General features: G+C 61.2%; 13 protein-coding genes and 1 tRNA gene. 10 read left to right on the forward strand and 4 right to left on the reverse strand.

Annotation, left to right across the window (positions count from 1 at the left end):
* Positions 1-27: 27 nt before the first annotated feature.
* The 6 genes from VES88_01615 to VES88_01640 all read left to right on the forward strand — a co-directional run bounded on the left by VES88_01615 (position 28) and on the right by VES88_01640 (position 7047).
* On the forward strand, positions 28-1725 hold the full coding sequence (locus VES88_01615; protein ID HYN80173.1) for a hypothetical protein: 1698 nt from the start codon (positions 28-30) through the stop codon (positions 1723-1725).
* 8 nt (positions 1726-1733) lie between these two features.
* Positions 1734-1991 carry a hypothetical protein gene (locus tag VES88_01620; GenBank protein ID HYN80174.1) on the forward strand — a complete coding sequence of 86 codons (258 nt, stop codon included), beginning with the start codon at positions 1734-1736 and terminating at the stop codon, positions 1989-1991.
* Positions 1992-2157: 166 nt separating this feature from the next.
* Positions 2158-2529: a four helix bundle protein gene (locus VES88_01625; protein ID HYN80175.1), complete on the forward strand. Its 372-nt coding sequence runs from the start codon at positions 2158-2160 to the stop codon at positions 2527-2529.
* Positions 2530-2678: 149 nt separating this feature from the next.
* Entirely contained in the window at positions 2679-4232 is a 1554-nt protein-coding gene (locus tag VES88_01630) for a tetratricopeptide repeat protein (protein HYN80176.1), read from the forward strand.
* Positions 4233-4366: 134 nt separating this feature from the next.
* Positions 4367-5893 carry a glycosyltransferase family 2 protein gene (locus tag VES88_01635; protein ID HYN80177.1) on the forward strand — a complete coding sequence of 509 codons (1527 nt, stop codon included), beginning with the start codon at positions 4367-4369 and terminating at the stop codon, positions 5891-5893.
* Entirely contained in the window at positions 5890-7047 is a 1158-nt protein-coding gene (locus VES88_01640) for a glycosyl hydrolase (GenBank protein HYN80178.1), read from the forward strand. Before VES88_01635 ends, VES88_01640 begins: the two co-directional genes overlap by 4 nt.
* A 653-nt stretch (positions 7048-7700) precedes the next feature.
* Here VES88_01640 and VES88_01645 read toward each other — a convergent pair.
* Complete coding sequence (locus VES88_01645) at positions 7701-7949, reverse strand: helix-turn-helix transcriptional regulator (GenBank protein ID HYN80179.1); 249 nt, start codon at positions 7947-7949, stop codon at positions 7701-7703.
* 163 nt (positions 7950-8112) lie between these two features.
* On the opposite strand from VES88_01645, the gene VES88_01650 reads away from it, so the two are divergent.
* Positions 8113-11064, forward strand: a complete 2952-nt coding sequence (locus tag VES88_01650) for an amidohydrolase family protein (GenBank protein HYN80180.1) — start codon at positions 8113-8115, stop codon at positions 11062-11064.
* A gap of 381 nt (positions 11065-11445) precedes the next feature.
* On the opposite strand, the gene VES88_01655 is transcribed toward VES88_01650, so the two are convergent.
* Together VES88_01655 and VES88_01660 are read right to left on the reverse strand one after the other, a co-directional pair.
* Positions 11446-12753: a hypothetical protein gene (locus VES88_01655; GenBank protein ID HYN80181.1), complete on the reverse strand. Its 1308-nt coding sequence runs from the start codon at positions 12751-12753 to the stop codon at positions 11446-11448.
* Positions 12738-13037 carry a hypothetical protein gene (locus tag VES88_01660; GenBank protein ID HYN80182.1) on the reverse strand — a complete coding sequence of 100 codons (300 nt, stop codon included), beginning with the start codon at positions 13035-13037 and terminating at the stop codon, positions 12738-12740. The genes VES88_01655 and VES88_01660 overlap by 16 nt, the downstream gene beginning before the upstream one ends.
* A 466-nt stretch (positions 13038-13503) precedes the next feature.
* Here VES88_01660 and VES88_01665 point away from each other — a divergent pair, with 466 nt between their 5' ends.
* On the forward strand, positions 13504-14247 hold the full coding sequence (locus VES88_01665) for a CsgG/HfaB family protein (protein HYN80183.1): 744 nt from the start codon (positions 13504-13506) through the stop codon (positions 14245-14247).
* A gap of 262 nt (positions 14248-14509) precedes the next feature.
* On the opposite strand, the gene VES88_01670 is transcribed toward VES88_01665, so the two are convergent.
* Positions 14510-14585: transfer RNA gene (locus tag VES88_01670), tRNA-Leu, on the reverse strand.
* A gap of 539 nt (positions 14586-15124) precedes the next feature.
* Between VES88_01670 and VES88_01675 the strand changes: the two genes are divergently transcribed.
* Positions 15125-15871, forward strand: coding sequence for an integron integrase (locus tag VES88_01675; GenBank protein ID HYN80184.1), 747 nt, complete (start codon positions 15125-15127; stop codon positions 15869-15871).
* A 98-nt stretch (positions 15872-15969) separates the two neighbouring features.
* The gene (locus VES88_01680; GenBank protein ID HYN80185.1) at positions 15970-16626 is read left to right on the forward strand and encodes a hypothetical protein; all 657 of its coding nucleotides are present in this window, start codon (positions 15970-15972) and stop codon (positions 16624-16626) included.
* Positions 16627-16675 lie beyond the last annotated feature (49 nt).

Consider the following 16675-nt stretch of genomic DNA (forward strand, 5'->3'; position numbering starts at 1 on the left):
CGCGCTCGGCTCATTCCGGCGGACCATGTGAAAGAGCTTTCTCTCAGGCCAGCTCGGCTGGCCCCTGCATTTCTCCTGCTCGCCTGCATCAACTGCGGAGGCGAGACAACCAAGGCCGCGGTGGCGACGACAGTCGCCGCGAACTCGTCGACCTCCCTCACCGGCGTTGCAGGCGGGGTCGTAACGCCGCCCCCCTCGGTTATCGTGAAAGACCAGAACGGGTCACCGATGGGTGGCGCGACAGTGAACTTCGCGGTCATCAGCGGCGGTGGATCAGTTTCCGGAGCGACAGTCACTACCGATTCTTCCGGAGTCGCGACCGTCGGCTCGTGGACGCTTGGCCCTGTAACAGGAGCGAACGTTCTCGAGGCAACTTCCGGATCACTCAATGCCGTTGCCTTTACGGCGACATCCACCCCGGGAGCTGCGGCTTCACTCGCCAGAAACACAGGCGACAGTCAGACTGCCCCAGTGGGAAGTGCAGTCCCAATTCCGCCGTCTGTTCTCGTAAAGGACGCTAACGGCAACCCGACGTCCGACGTGGCTGTAACCTTTGCGGTCGCGGATGGCGGCGGTTCGATCACCGGTGCGACTGCCGTGACAAATGCGGCGGGCGTGGCTACGGTGGGGAGCTGGACTCTTGGCCCGGCAACTGGAGCGAACGTTCTCAACGCAACTTCCGGAACCCTGAATGCCGTTGCCTTCACGGCGACAGCCACCGCCGGAGCTGCGGCTTCAATCACCAGGAATGCAGGCGACGATCAGACCGCCGCGGCAGGAAGTGCAGTCCCAATTCCGCCGTCTGTTCTCGTAAAGGACGCTAACGGTAACCCGAAGTCAGGCGTATCCGTAACCTTTGCGGTCGTGTCGGGTGGCGGGTCGATCACCGGTGCGGCAGCCGTAACCAATGCGGCGGGCGTGGCTGCCGTGGGCAGCTGGACCCTGGGCAATGTCGGCGCGAATTCGTTGTCTGCCGCGGTTACTGGTCTTCCACCGGTGACGTTCACTGCCAGAGCCATCTCCAACCAGTGCGGCGTCCGGACGACACACACGTTCGGGACCAGCACCAGCGGAACGCTTTCGCCGAACGACTGTCAGTTCCCCGACGGCAGCTTCGTCGACTTCTACACCACCAGCGTTCCGGAGGCTGGAGCGTATTTCTTCCGCCAGTCGGCAGCGTTCGACACGTACCTCCTCCTGGCGATGCCCGATGGAACGACTATCGGCGAGAACGACGATGAGGCCGAGACCGGGACTAACTCCGGCATCAAGGCGCTCCTGCCTGCGGGGAACTATCTGCTCGGTGCGGGCACATTCGACCCGGGCGTAACGGGCGACTACACGATCTCGTCGACGACTGCTCCGACCGACGTGGCCAACTGTGAGCTCGCCTTTGTTGTAAAGAACATTACGACGACGCAGAATATCGCCACGACCGATTGCAACCTCGCCGACGCGGGCGCGACACCAATCTATTCCGACCGCTATTTCATTTTTCTCACTGCCGGCACGTCGATCACGATCAACATGACGTCGACCACAATTGATCCGCTCCTTCAGCTCGTTCAACTGGACGGAGTGGTCGTGGCGCAGAACGACAACATAGATGCAACAACGAAGGATTCGCGGATCACGTTCACTGTCACGCAGACGAACTACTACGCGATCTTCGCCCGCTCCGTCCCCACGACGGCGGTGGGAGCATACACACTGACGATCCAATAGAGAGCGCCATGACCATTCGAATTGCTATCATCGGCGCAGCGGTGCTCGTTCTTTCGGCATCGTCGGCCACCGCACAGGGGAAGCCGCCGCAGCAGGTCGTGCTTTCAAAGGCTGTCATGAAATCGATGGTTGCCAGCAAGCCGAAATCAAAGATTCCGCTCACCGCCCGAGTCGGAATGGTCCGGCAGTCGCGCGTTCTGGCGACAAAGCCGGCTCAGGGAGCACCAACCTCGGTGCGAGAGATCAAGCCGGCATCGAAGAGATAACTGAAAACGGCGGCGGCTTCGCCTGCTGTTAGCTGTTAGCAGCACTAGCTCTTAGCTCGTTAGCGTTGACGGGCGCGTGGAACTGCTCATTCGCTTCGCGGAATGATGGGTCCCAGAACTCGGCTCCATCCATTTTTGCTGGATGGTCTTTCGGCGCAAACTCCTCGTGCTCGACAAGGCCCACGCGCTACTTGTCGACATCAACCGAGTCGTCCCTGCCATCCGCAGGGCTCACCATCAGCCGCTCAAGAGGCAGCTTCTCAAATCAGCATTGTCGACGAGCTCCAACCTTGCCGAAGGTCGAACAAAACACAGTGAGCGCGAGTTTCTTCGGTTTCTTCACATTGCCCTTGGCTCCGCAGGCGAGCTTCAATATCAGCTGAGGGCTGCCATCGACTGCAGCGCGATCCCGCAGGACGAAGGCCGCGATCTGAGCCACCGGGCCGAGGAGGTAGCGAAGATGATTCAGGGGCTAATCCGTCGGATCAGGGACGACCTGAATGACGAGGACCACCCGGACGCGGGTGGTAACTGCTAACCAGCTAAGAGCTAGTGTTGCTAACAGCTAACAGCGGCGAAGCCCCCGCCGTTCAAGCTTCTCTTGTTGCTAATAGCTAACAGCAGGCGAAGCCCCCGCCGTTCAAGCTTCTCTTGCTGCGCTTTGCGTCCGCAGGGATATTCGCAGCCGTGAAGCTGCTCCCGTCTTTTGCCGCGACGTTTTTCGCACTCGTTCCGGTTCTGGGCGCGAGTGGACAGAGTCCCGCGGCCGGTGATACGCTGCCCGCGGCCAGTGATACTCTGGCGGAGGCCGAACAGCTCAGAAACACCGGACAACTCGACTCGGCAGCGACGCTGCTGCAGACCTATTGGGCGAGCCACCGTGGCGACGCCAATGCCGCTCGCCTCTACGGCGAGACCCTTTACTGGCTAAAGCGATTCGGCGACGCGCGCGCGGTTTACGAGGTGGGCGTGAGCGCCAACCCGGACGACCTTGCTCTGTCGCTTTCCTATGGCCGGATGCTGATCGAAACGGGCCACGGAGCTCGAGCCCGTACGGTGCTGTCGCCTTTTCAGCGTAGCCCGGAGGGAATCGCTCCAAGCAGCACGTTACTCGGGACTCTCTCGTACTGGGAAGGCGACTTCACGACCGCTGCTCGCTTGTTCAGTGAAGCGCTGCGCGCCAATCCGGAGGAGCGGGACGCTGCCCGGCAGCTCGCTGAGATCCGTCTTGTGACTTCTCCGTGGCTTCGGCTCGCGGCTGACGGTCGCTTCGACGACCAACCCCTTCACAGGATTGCCGCCGACGCGCAAGTGGGATGGTACGTTACGGAGCTCGCTGCCCTTTCAGCTCGAGTACGCCCGATGCGCTTCCGGCTGGGTGATTCTTTGACGCGGACAGTTACGCAGGCGGAAGGTGAGGTTTCTGCTTACGTGCCGGCGGCACACCTCGAGATCTCACTCGCCGCCGGCGGTCTGAGCCGCTCCTATGATACGAGCTCTGATTGGACAGCGCGCGGAATGCTGGGACTCCGAATGCCCCGGCACATTGTCCTGCGTGCGCGCACCGAGCGAGCACCTTATCTGTATACGCAGGCAAGTCTCACGAAAGCGGTGATGACGCGTACCTTCAGTCTCAGCGTCGATTGGAACAATCCCGAGGGCTGGACGGCGCGCGCTCTGGCGCAGCGTCAGCTGTACCCCGACGCTAACGCGATTTCTTCAGTCTATGGGTGGGTGCTGGTCCCTTTGGTCCACCGGCCCGTGGCGGATATCCAGCTGGGCGTGAGCGCGTCCGCCCAGGATGCTGATGAGAACCGGTTCACACTGGCGAGGCCGGTGCAGCCTTACCCGCCCGGCGATTCACGTTTCAGCACGGCCGGGATATACGCGCCCTATTATACACCCTCGGGTCTGTCGTCTCAGTCCGTCATCGGTGCTGTCGCCCTCCATCCTTCGTCCGACATAACGTTCCGCGGCGGAGGCAGCTATGCGATTCGAGCATCCGACAGCGGTCCGTCGTTTGTTGTATCGCCGGCGACGGCAGTTCAGCCGCCAACCGTGCAGCGATCATTTCAATCGCGAACGTTTTCTGCGTGGAATGCGCGCGCTTCTATTGAAGCGGCACTGACGCCGCACGCGTCATTCATGGCCGGCGGGGAGTACGCGCGAACCATCTTCTATTCGGCAACGACCGCTGAAGCCGCGCTCATTTATCGCTTCCACGGCCGATCCCTACCCTGATCGATGCCTGTGATTGACACTGTTGCCGGCGCGTCGCTCCGTAGGCGAGAGTGAGTCTCCGGCGGGAAAAATCACGCTACGACCTCTGGCGCCACCGAAGTGCGGCGCCGGTTCGATTCTGGCAAAGGATTGTCTTGAGCGCGCTGACCGGCGTCGGCGTAGCGTCCCTGCTTCGGCTGGCGAACTGGTGGTTTCGCCCCGAACACGTAGGTGTCCCCCTGCTCTTTGGCGTCCTTTCTCTCGCATTCTGGTATGGAATTGTCCGCATAGCCCTCGGCTGGGTGAACTATTCGGCAATCGCGCGTCCCGGTCACAGACCGGCGCCGGCCGACATGAGCGTTGCGATTTTTACGACAAGCTCGCCAGGCGAGCCGCTGGAGATGTTCGAGCGTACGCTCGCCGCGTGCGCCGCGGTTCGCTATCCGCACACCACGTATCTGCTCGACGACACCCGCGACCCGCGTTTCGCCGAGCTTGCGGTGCGGTGCGGCGCGAAACCGCTCGAATTGGTTGGGCTTCCGGGCGCGAAGGCCGGAAAGATCAACCGGGCACTCGAATTGACCAGCGAGGACTTCATTCTGGTCCTTGACCCCGATCACGTGCCGTTTCCGGAATTTCTGGATCGGGTGCTTGGACACTTTGCCGACAACGCTGTGGGTTTCGTCCAGGTTCCGCAGGCCTACTACAATCAGAGGAGATCGTTCACCGCCCGGGGGGGTGCTGAGCAGACCTACATGTTTTATGGACCGGGGCAGATGGGACTGCACGGACACGGAGCGTGTGTCGCCATCGGCGCCAACTGCACTTTTCGGCGCGCGGCGCTAGAGTCCATTGGTGGCCACGGCGTGGGCCTGGCGGAGGACCTGATTACGGCGATCCGCCTCCACGCGAAGGGCTGGCGGAGTCTTTACGTGCCCGAAGTTGTGAGCAGGGGGCTCGTGCCCGAGGATCTTGGCTCGTTTTACAAGCAGCAGATCAAATGGGCGCGTGGAGTTTATGAAGTGGCGTTCAGCGAGTGGCCTCGTCTCTTTACTTCGCTCACGTGGCGCCAGCGGCTCTCGTACGTGACCATTGGAACCTATTACCTCTTCGGCGTGACGGCTTTGGTCTTTCTGCTTTTCCCGTATCTCTATTTATGGGCGGGAATAGAAGCGGCGCACATACGCTTTGTGGAATTCGTCACATATGGAACTCCGGTCGCGGTAATCGGGATAATGATTCATGGATTTGCTCAAGTCTGGCTCTGTCATCGCGCTGCGGAGCGGGGCCTGCATTGGCGCGGGCTCATCCTCAAGATGGGATGCTGGCCGATTTTTCTGGCCGGGACGCTCCTCGCCGTGACTCGCAGTGAGGTGCCGTACATTCCGACGGAGAAGCGAGCCGTCCGCGACAGATTTCTCCGTCTGGCGTGGCCGCAGCTCGCGATAATCACCGCCTTCGTGATTACGCTGGCGCGAGTCGTCTGGAGCCGGGCGCTGGAAACGAGCGAAGCTTCACTCGAGCTGACCACCGAGGCAGTGTGGGGCATGGTCGCATTTGCCACAATACCGGTAATCATGGCGATTGGAGTGCTCTATGCCGCATGGGAAGCCCGCAGTCCGGCGGCCGGCGCGCCGTGGGACGTGATTGACGTCGCCACGCTCGGCGGAGACGGTCGGTGAGGCGGCGGCACCGGCTGCTGCTGACCGCAACGCTTCTGCTGGCCGGCCTGGCCGGGGTGAGTCTCTTGACCGCGCTGGGCGCGGCAAGTGGTGGCCCAATTTCCAGTTTGCTGACGTCGGCGGCAACTGCTGGTGGATCGCTCGAGCACCGGGTGAGCCGGCTGTTTTCCGGCCCGGGCCGAGCCGCGAATCTTAGCTGGTTCGAGCCATACCGACGCAATCCGGATCGTTTGCGTAAACCCGACGTCGTTCTGCTCGGCGTTTATGACGGCTGGATTCCCCGCACGCTTGATGGCGTGGTGAAATTCGAACAACAGATCGGAACGACACTCCCGCTCATTCAACTCTATACGGCGTGGGGTGACAAACCCGACCAGCAGTTCCCGTCGAAGGTAGCGACGGCAATTTCGGACATGGGCTCAGTGCCTGTGATCACGTGGGAGCCGTGGCTTACGGATTTTGAGTCTGCACAGCATCCCACAATTGCGTTGCGCGAGGCAAGAGACCGTCACGGACTGGCTGCCGTGGCGCGCGGAGACTACGATTTTTACATCGACAAATGGGCGAGCGCAGCGGCAAAATTCGGACGGCCGATTCTGCTTCGCTTTGGCCACGAGATGAACGATCCGTATCGGTATCCCTGGGGACCGCAGAACAACACCAAAGAGGAATACATTGCGGCGTGGCGCCACGTTGTGGAGCGCTTTCGCCGCAACGGCGCGAATGGCGTCATCTGGGTATGGTCCCCTCACGTGGCTTACCAGTACTGGGAGACCTATTACCCGGGCAGCGAGTACGTCGACTGGGTGGCCACGGGCGTCCTCAACTATGGGCCGATCGCGCGGTGGTCAGAGTGGTGGACGTTCGACGAGATTGTCGGAGCGAAGTATCCGCCGCTCGCAGCCTTTGGCAAACCGATCATGGTTGCCGAGTTCGGCTCTTTGGCGTTCGGAGGTGACCGCGCCAGCTGGTACCTGAATGCGCTGACTGATTTTCGCCGCCGTTTTCCGGCCGTGCGGGGTCTTCTCTTTTTCAACGTCAAGTCTGATCAATCAGCAACCCAGCAAGCGGTTGACTGGACCTTTGCCGACGACACTCTGACTTTGCGAACAGTAGCTCGCGCGACTGCATCGTTGCTGCAAAGCGGGAGATAGCATCTCGCCGCCGCGATGTCAGAAGAAAAGGCCCCGTCAACGCGAGCATTGAAAGGGACTGACAACCTGTTAACGCCGCGGGCTTCGCCTGCTGTTAGCTGTTAGCAACACTAGCTCTTAGCTCGTTAGCGTTGACGGCGCGCGCAACTGCTGATTCGCTTCGCGGAACGATGCGCGCCAGAACACGGCGCCATCCACTATTGGTGGATGGTGTTTCGGCGAAAGCTCCTCGTGATCGACAAGCCCCGCGCGCGTGGTAACGGCTAACCAGCTGAGAGCTAGTGTTGCTAATAGCTAACAGCAGGCGAAGCCCCCGCCGTTCAAGCCCAAAAAAAAGCCCCACTCTCTCGAGCTGGGGCTAGTCGGGGCGACTGGATTTGAACCAGCGACCTCCTGCTCCCGAGCAGGCGTCCCCCATAACCAACCACGACAATCTGACGGACTTACGAGAGACAGCCTGGCATCGGCGCCGGACTTCCCGTTTATGAATGTCGGACTATGCCGTACCAAACGGACCCACAAACGGACCCACCACCGCAGTTATCACCGCAGTCAAACCCGAGCATTTTCAATGATATTTCCAATCCAACACAAAGCAAAAGCGGCGGTTGCGTCTTTTCATTTCTCCGGAGGTAGGCTCGCCGTGCAGTTCTTCAGCGCGTGAAAATTCGCGACACTGCGCAAGGCTCGGCCGACAGTTTGTCGAGAGTGTTCAGATCGACGAGAGTAGTGCGCTGATTCGCGATCGCGTTGATCGTCACGTAGCTAACGCGGGAACGCCGCTCGAGCTCACCCTGGCTCATCCCCTTTCGCTTCGAGGGAAAACCCAGCTTCCAGGTTGTGTTGCCAAGATCGAGCGCGAGCAGTAGCGTGTTCGCGGGACGGGTCGTCGTCGTAGGCATTGCTCCTCCCCAATGTGAGAGTTGTGATGGAGCCTCTATGGTGGCGGCCCGTTCTATTCGCCGCCACGCCTACATAGTCTCTGAAAGAAGCAACGCCAGTATCGTTCTGAATAAGGAAGGCACAGTATCATATAGACCAGCGCGAACCTCCCGAGGCCACACCATGATCGTTCCCGAACGCCGCGCCATCTGGATGTTCCTGGCATTACTGGTTGCGATCGCCGTCGCGAGCCCAGCCGCCGCCCAGGCCAATGGCTGGCGCACGATCACGTTCGAGACCACCGAGGTCACCGCCCCGGATGTCGCCGTCTCCCCCGACGGCCAATGGTTGATCTTCAGTATGCTTGGCAAGCTGTTCCGCCTTCCGGTCAAGGGCGGTGAAGCGGAGCAGCTCACCTTAGGACCATACTACGACATCGACCCGGCCATCTCCCCTGATGGCAAGCTCGTCGCGTTCCAGTCCGATCGCGACGGCAGCGCGGGCAACATCTTCCTGCTCGATGTGGCGAGCCGGGAAATCACTCAGTTGACCCATGAGGTCTGGGCTGATCGGCCGGCGTGGGCGCCCGATGGCAAGGCCGTGGTCTACTTGCGGCTCGAGCGGAAATCGTGGAATCCACTGGATACGATGTCACGGCCACCAGCGGTCGTGCGTCGGATTCGGTTGACTGGCGGCGAACCGGAAACACTCCGCGCGCTGGGCCCGGTGTGGTCAGTCTTCCACCTTCCGGATGGGCGCGTGGGCTGGGCGATCGTGCAGCGTGATTCCACCTCGCGTCGGATATCGAGCCGGATCGAGGTCAGGAGCACCGACGGCAAGGTGTCTACCCTGCGTCACTTCGACGGGAGGGCCGATCCGGTCGTCCCAAGTCCCAAAGCCGATGGGCTCTACGCCAGATATGTCAAATGGGACACACCACCGCAGGAGCCCTACCTGCTGTTCGCGCCGCTCCCGGAGGGCTCTGAGCGATACATCGCCCCGGTCTCCGGTAATTCCTTTTTTGGAGTTGCGGGCTTCGCGGTGGCCGCCGATAACGCGTCGCTCTACCTGGGTAACCTCGGCCACCTCTGGAAGGTCACGCTGCCGGGCGGGCGGAGCGAAGCCGTTCCCTTTCGCGCCCGGGTGACGTTGGCGATCCGTGAGCCCACCGCACCACCCAAGTGGATGCCGGTCGCGCCAGGGAACAGTGGGAAGTTCAGGACCATTCAGCAACCTCGGCTCTCGCCGGACGGCTCGCAGATCGTGTTCCGGGCGCTGGCCCGCCTCTGGCAACAGCCACTCAAGGGTGGCCAGGCCCGGCGGCTGGTCGAGGGTGACGGGACAGAGTCGGATCCCGCGTTCTCGCCAGACGGTCGTCGCGTCGGGTTTGTGAGCCGCGCAAAGGCAAAATGGGAAGTCAAGGTCCTGGACCTTCAGACCGGACAGATAGTCACAGTGGGTGCCCACGCCGACTGTGGATATGAGCAGCTGACCTGGAGTCTCCACGGCGAGCTGATCGCCGCCACGAGTTGCGACCATCAGATCCTCGCGATCGATCCCCGAACGGGTTCCGTGCGGGTGCTCGCGACAAGCAGCAATTGGGAGCCTTACCCCCAACTTTCTGCGGATGGCAAGACGCTCTACTTCCAAGCCGAGTTCCCGGGAAGCAAGCCCGGGTTCTACCGGTTGCAACTGGAAGCGGTGGCGAAACCAGAACCGCTGATGTCTGCGAAGGGAGACGGCACGAACATCTCAACGCGCGGGCAATGGGTGGCACACGCGGTCCCGAACCGGCTCGGCATTCGGCTGGCAAAGCTCGGGCGCGCGGGGTTCCCGCAGCCGGATGTGCGCGTGGTCAGCTCCGCGGAAGGGGACGAGTTCAGCTTCACGCCGGACGGTTCCTCATTGCTCTTTGTCGCCGGCGACACGCTGTGGCGTCAGCCGCTCACGGGCGGCACGCGCCGGGAGATCCCCATCCGGCTGGCGCTGCGGGCCCCGACGCCGCCACCGGTGCTCCTCCAGCGGGTTCGAGTGCTGGACTTTGCCGCGGGCGGGTTTGGCGCGGAAACTTCGCTCTTGATCGACGGCGGGCGCATCCGGTGGATCGGCCCGGCGCGAAGTCGCGAACTTCCCCGCGGTACAGTCACTGTGGATGCCGGCGGCCGCTTTGCCATCCCCGGCCTGTTCGACATGCACGGGCACGGCGGCGGGTGCGGAGGAGCCGCGCGCATTGCCTACGGCGTCACCTCAGTGCGGAACATGGGGGGCCGACTTGAACAACAAAACGCCCATGCGGATCGGAGCGATTTCACCGGCGATGCCATCCCACGCTGCTTCTACCCGGGAAGAATTTTTGAGGGTCCCCAAGGTTATAGTCGGAATGAGGACCAATTCTTCGTCAATCTTTTTGACGAGGGGGACACGCGGACTAATGTGCGACTCTGGAAGGCCCGAGGTGCCCAGTTCATCAAGCTCTATAACATGGTTCCGTGGCCGCTCCAGCGGGCGGCAGCCGACGAGGCTCGCCGCGTGGCGCTCCCGGTGGCGGCACACGGACTAACCATCGAGCAGGCGGTCAAGGGGGTGACGCTGGGATACGCCGGGCTCACGCATTGGTACGGCGGATTCTCCGACGATGCGCTCCAGATGTTCGGAGCGGCGGGGACGCGCTGGGAACCGACGTTGGGACAAGGGGCCGGCTTCGCAGTATCCTTTCGGCATGATCCCGAACGATTCCGTCGGGCCTCGCGGGGCAACCCACAGATGGGGGACAACGTATTGAGAGGAAGGTGGGCAGAGATTCTACGGACCATGCACGCGGCGTATCGTCGTGGCATCACCTTCCTGCCGGGGACCGACGCGGGACCCGAAGGGCTGGCACTCCAGTGGGAGTTGGAATTCTATGCCGAGGCCGGTATCCCGCCGGTCGACATATTGCGGTTCGCCACTCAGGCCGCCGCTCAGACCGTGGGCGCCGGCGACCACCTCGGCACACTGGAGGTCGGCAAGCTGGCTGACCTGATCCTACTCGATGCCAACCCGCTGCAGGACATCAAGAACACGCAGACGATCTGGCGGGTGATCAAGGGTGGGTGGGTGTTCGATCCGAAGGTGTTGCTGCCAAATCCGAACTGATCGCAAAACGGATGACAGGGGCCAGTACGACAGATCCCCACCACGCAAGTGTCGGTGAGGCTTGTAGTTCTAGAGTCGGGGCGACTGGATTTGAACCAGCGACCTCCTGCTCCCGAAGCAAAGGGCAATACACTAACCAACTACTACATTCTGCCGGACTCTAGAGGGAAACCGGGCGTCGGTGCCGGAGTTTCCCGACATCGATGCCGTACTCTGTAGAAAGAAACTCACCCCAAACTCACCCCGTGCAGGCAACGTGTTTCGTGCCATCGGATTGTCAGCGCACCGCGGCGTCAATCTTTCGCTGGTCGCCTCGGCTGATCGCCATACCATCGCCGACGGCGGCATGTTCCCGGGCACGGCCTCATCACCAGTTCTTGGTCAATGCAACGGGATTTTGCCGATAACCTGTCCGCCAATCCATCCGAGGGATGCGAGTGAGAAAACCGCCACCGTGACAATGACGGGGCGCATTACCCTCTCACTTCTTGCGAAGAGCGCCGCCAGGCCGAATGCCCAGATCCAGAAGAGGTCCGCGGTCCATCGAGCCCCGTAACCATCTCCCAGGGACCAGTAGCCCCAGCTGCCGTAGAGCGCAAAGATTACGATGACGACCGCAACCAGGAGCCGCGCCAGGGGTCGAATGCTTGTATTTCGCGGTGTCGAACTGGAAGCCAGCACGAGTCCGCCAACCGCCAGAATAATCAGCGGGTGCCAGAGAAGAGATCCCTTGTCTGGGCTGAAGAGAGAGAGACCGAGAGTCTGGAGGTTCGGGCTGAATCGGTACCCGGTGGCTGCATATCCATCGAAGTACCACTGGCCATAGAGCGTGTGCCAGATGGACATCTGAAACAGGGAGAGCGGAAGAAATCCAAGTAACGCACATAAAGAGGAAGTCACAATCGCTCGTATCCGCAACGCGCGGGTCGTCTGCTGCTCATCGGAAGCCCATTGCGACTGGAGAAGCAGAAAGAATGACGGAAGGAGGACGATCCCATCTATCACGCGTGCGCAAACCGTGAGCGACGCAAGAATTCCCCACAGCAGCGACCACGCCCACGCATGACGCGACCGGCGTGCGCGCCCAGCGCTCCAGAAGGAGAGACTGATTACGGCGAGAGTAATCGAGTGAACCATGCCCGGCGATTTCCACGTGTACGCAAAGGCGCTCGTTCCGAGCCATGCAGCTACCGTCCCGAGGACGGCCGCGCGCAGACTCGTCAGGCGACGAATGCTGTCATACGTGGCAAGAACGCCGAGCAGCGTCCACAGGTAAACACCGATCCATGCCATGCGGACGACGAGTGGTTCAAGGCCGTTATGTGCGCCATCGTCTCCGCGTTTGCCATCAACTCGGCCGGCTCCGACGATTTCGTGTCCCAGGGCCATGAATGGAAAGACCGCGGCACTCCACCCGATGGGATACCTGTTGATGAGTGTCGGTCGTCCATTGATCTCGATTATTGGAAATACGCTGCTGTTAACCGGCGCCCTTCCGGGGGTAAGCTGATTGGCCGGGTCGGAATCCCCGTCCTCCAGCCACGATTGAGCCCACGCGTAGTAGCCCGCGGGATCTGCACCGTTTGGCCGCGGCACGGCAACGGCGAGATTGAGCGCCTGGAGCGCTAGTATCACCGCCACCTGCGCGGCGGCGATGCCGGCCCACGGTGATTTCAAAAGATGACGCACCGCACCACGTCGTAGCGGTCTTTTTCCTGAATGTCGGCGAGATTTTCGCTGAGCGTGTTCGTGTGGATGATGTAGGGCGCCTCGAGGAAGCCGGCCGAACCAACCGCACCGTCGTAGATGCGCTTCCCGGCGAGCGCAGCTTCAGTGGCCTTGTCCTGTTCGAGCCCGTCGAGGTTTTTCAAGAACAGCAGCCATGATGTCTGCTCGGTGTAGTCGAGTTCAGTAGTGCAACCTGCTTCCTTCCGAAGGACGTGGTCAATGTTTTTGAAGGCTTGTTGAAACATGGTTCCGTCGATTATCTCATGGTCCGATTGGGTGTCGCCTTGGCAGACGGACAGTCAAAGCAGCGCGCCACCACTCGCCTGAGAAACTGGCGTTGCCTGACGGGTGGGAAACTAACCACCAAACTCAGCCCAACGATTCACAGCAACAGCCCCCACAAATGCAAAGCATTGCAGGGGCTGCACTTGATAAGTCGGGGCGACTGGATTTGAACCAGCGACCTCCTGCTCCGGAGCAGGCCAATACATCAACCAACTAAAACCGCAGCACTGAAAAAGCAAAGTCAGAAAGCGTCGCCTGCTCCGCTATTCCGTATCCGGCATGACGACGTGGCGCGCGGGAGCGGTGCAGAATGCTATGGCGGCAGCCGACGTGCCCGTGGCCCATCCAATTGCTACGTAACGGTACGTATGCGAGCGCCCCCGTGACGAGGCTATTCTCCGGTCGCACCATTTAAAGGAGATTGCAATGAGCCCCATTCGTTCGCTGCTCGCCGCCCTGATGCTCGCTCCCGCAGCGCTGGTCGCGCAGGACGCGCCGCAGTTCGCGGCCGCGCGCCCGTCGATCACTGTGTCCGCTTTCGAGTACGGCACCGTTGCCGCTCAGATCGCCAGTGACAAAGGCACGCGCAAGCGTCTCGAGAAGATGGGAATTCGCGACGGCGCCAACTTCGCCGAGGCACTTGGCCTTGGCGCGACCGACTTGATCGTGGAAGAGCTGGTGAAGAGCGGCGCGTTCCGCGTCCTCGAGCGGAGGCAGCTCGACGCGATCCGCCAGGAGCAGTCGATCATGCCGGACTCCATCACAAGCGCTTCGCCAACACGGGTCGCGCGCGCCCGCTACATCGTATCCGGCTCGCTCACACGCCTTGGCTTCGAGGAAAAACATCTCGGGGGCATGGCCGGACGCCTTGCCTCGGCGGTGGTTCTCTACGGGCTGGGCGCGAAGAAGAACACTACCCAGGTGAATCTCACGGCGCGGATCATCGACGCCGAGACGGGTGAGATCGTCGCGAGTTTCACCGGCCAGGGGATCTCCACCAAAGGGTGGGGCCTTACCGTGTTCGGCATGGGTGGCTGGGGACTGGGCGGGGCGAAGATGGGTACACAGAACATTCGCGAATCAGCGATCGGCGAAGCGACGGCCAAGGCTGCGGCGAGCATCGCCGAGCGAATCGGACAGTTGAGAGCGACGCTGGGGGCCGGCACGTAAGCGGCCGGCGGCGGCTTCACCGCGCCGCTGCGGTGGAGTCCGAAGTGGCGCCGCGCTTTTCGCATTCGGCCTCTGAGCATTCAATGCGTAGGCGCGCAACGAGATTGGCGCGGCTCGCCTCGAGGACGAACGTACGCGAAAAAAAACTCAGGGGCAGCCAGAGCCGGCTAACCGGGCGAAACTTACCCCAGGCTTACTCCGGATTTTGCACAGCAAAAGGCCCCCACAACGCAGAGGATTTGCAGGGGCTGTACTTAGTAAGTCGGGGCGACTGGATTTGAACCAGCGACCTCCTGCTCCCGAAGCAGGTCAATACACTAACCAACTACTACATTCTGCCGGACTCTAGAGGGAAACCGGGCGTCGGTGCCGGAGTTTCCCGACATCAATGCCGCACTCTGCAGGAAGAAACACACCCCCAAACACACCCCCGAGGGGCGCCGCCACTGGCTTCTGAAGCAGCCATACATGTTTTGTCGCGTCTCCACTTGCTTGGTGGGCGTGGGACGGCATAGCGTGGCGACTGTTAGGCTGACCGCTTCTTGCGGCGTTCCGAATGATGCATTGGCAATGTTGTGGTGACAGGCTCGGCGGGCGGAGGCATCAGGTTGTTCGCTCCTGCAGCGATAACCAGCACGGGCCAAAGATATGCCCGCAGAAAAGCCGCGATTGCTTGCCCAGGTGAAGGCCGCATGCGGGCGCGGCACCGGAGCCCGCGTACAGAGCGGGCATACGTGGGATGGATCGTCCGCTATATCCGATATCACGGCAGGCGGCATCCCACCGAACTTGGGCGTGACCGAAATCATCGCGTTTCTGACCCATCTGGCCGCCGAGCGGAGCGTGTCGCGTTCGACGCAGATGCAGGCGTTGAGCGTTGCTGCTGTTGTATCGCGAGGTGCTCGCCACACCCGTAGGCGATCTGCGGTGTGTGTTGCGGTCCGCGTCACCGACGCGCCTTCCCGCCGTGCTGAGTCGTCGGGAAGTGTGTGCGGTGCTCGGTCAGCTGCACGGCACCACTCGACTGATTGCCCTGCTGCTGTATGGTGCGGGCCTGCGCTTGCTGGAGTGCCTGACGTTACGTGTGAAGGACCTCGACTTCGCGCGCGGAGAAATCCGTGTGCGACGCGGCAAGGGGGGAAAAGACCGCGTCACCATGCTGCCCGATATCGCCCGGCCAGCACTGGAGAAGCACCTGGTGCGCGTACGTGCGCTGCACACTCGCGACCTGGACGACGGGGCGGGGCGTGTCGGGTTGCCAACGGCGCTCGACCGTAAGGCGCCCGCTTGGGCCACGGACCTGGCGTGGCAGTGGGTGTTCCCCGCCTCGCGTCGTTATCGGGACGCCGCCAGTGGGCAGGAGCGTCGGCATCACGTGCATGAGACCGCGGTGCAGCGTGCAATGCAGCGCGCCGTTCGCGAGGCCGGGATCGCGAAGCGGGCCACGTGTCACACGCTGCGGCACTCCTTCGCGACTCACCTGCTGGAAGACGGGTACGATATTCGGACGCTGCAGGAACTGCTGGGACACACGGACGTCAGTACGACGATGATCTACACCCACGTGCTGAACCGCGGGGGGTTAGGCGTCCGGAGTCCGGCGGACAGGTTGGGCGGTGAATAGCAGATATTGCGACGAATCTTGTCGCGGTGGCAGAGTCAGGGCTAGTATCCTGTGCAGGTGAATAAAGAGTTAGACAACCTCCATCACGGAAACAAATCATGCGCGTTCCGCAATCAATCGGTGAAAAGGGAAGTCTAAAATGGGTTCAGAAAATGCTTGCTCAATCGCCAAACGCACTTGAGACAGCCGTGCGGACTGAACTCGCTATTAGCCCGAATTCGACAATCGATTGGACGTCACCGCGAGCTGATGATAGGCACGCGGAGTATCGCGACGCGGACTTCCTAGAGAAACTAGGACTCGAACGCTTCGCTGATGATTTGCGAGGTTTTTGGCCGACGCGTGGACCTCAATGGGATGCCTTAGGCCTGGCCTCTGACGGAAAGGTGATTCTTGTCGAGGCAAAGGCTCACGTGAACGAAATGACATCTTCCTGCGATGCCGGGGAGCGTTCTCGAGAAATAATCGATCAATCCCTTCAATTGGCCAAGGAGCATTACGGGGCAGAGGAGTCAGCCGATTGGGCAAGTGGGTATTACCAATACGCTAATCGACTCGCTCATCTCGATTTCCTTCGTCAGCGGGGTGTCGACGCCCATCTCGTATTCATCTACGTCCTTAATGATCGAGATATGAGAGGTCCCAGTTCGGCTGCCGGGTGGGCAGATGTCATTGATGACTGTTACACGAAATTAGGATTGAAAAACGACCACTCGATTGACGGCGTGCATTCGATTTTCATTGATGTCGCATAGGACGCCGGTTGTCTAAACACGCTTAAGCTGACGGGCGATTCATGGAATG

It is taken from the genome of Gemmatimonadaceae bacterium (assembly GCA_035633115.1).
In the GTDB taxonomy this organism is placed as follows: domain Bacteria; phylum Gemmatimonadota; class Gemmatimonadetes; order Gemmatimonadales; family Gemmatimonadaceae; genus UBA4720.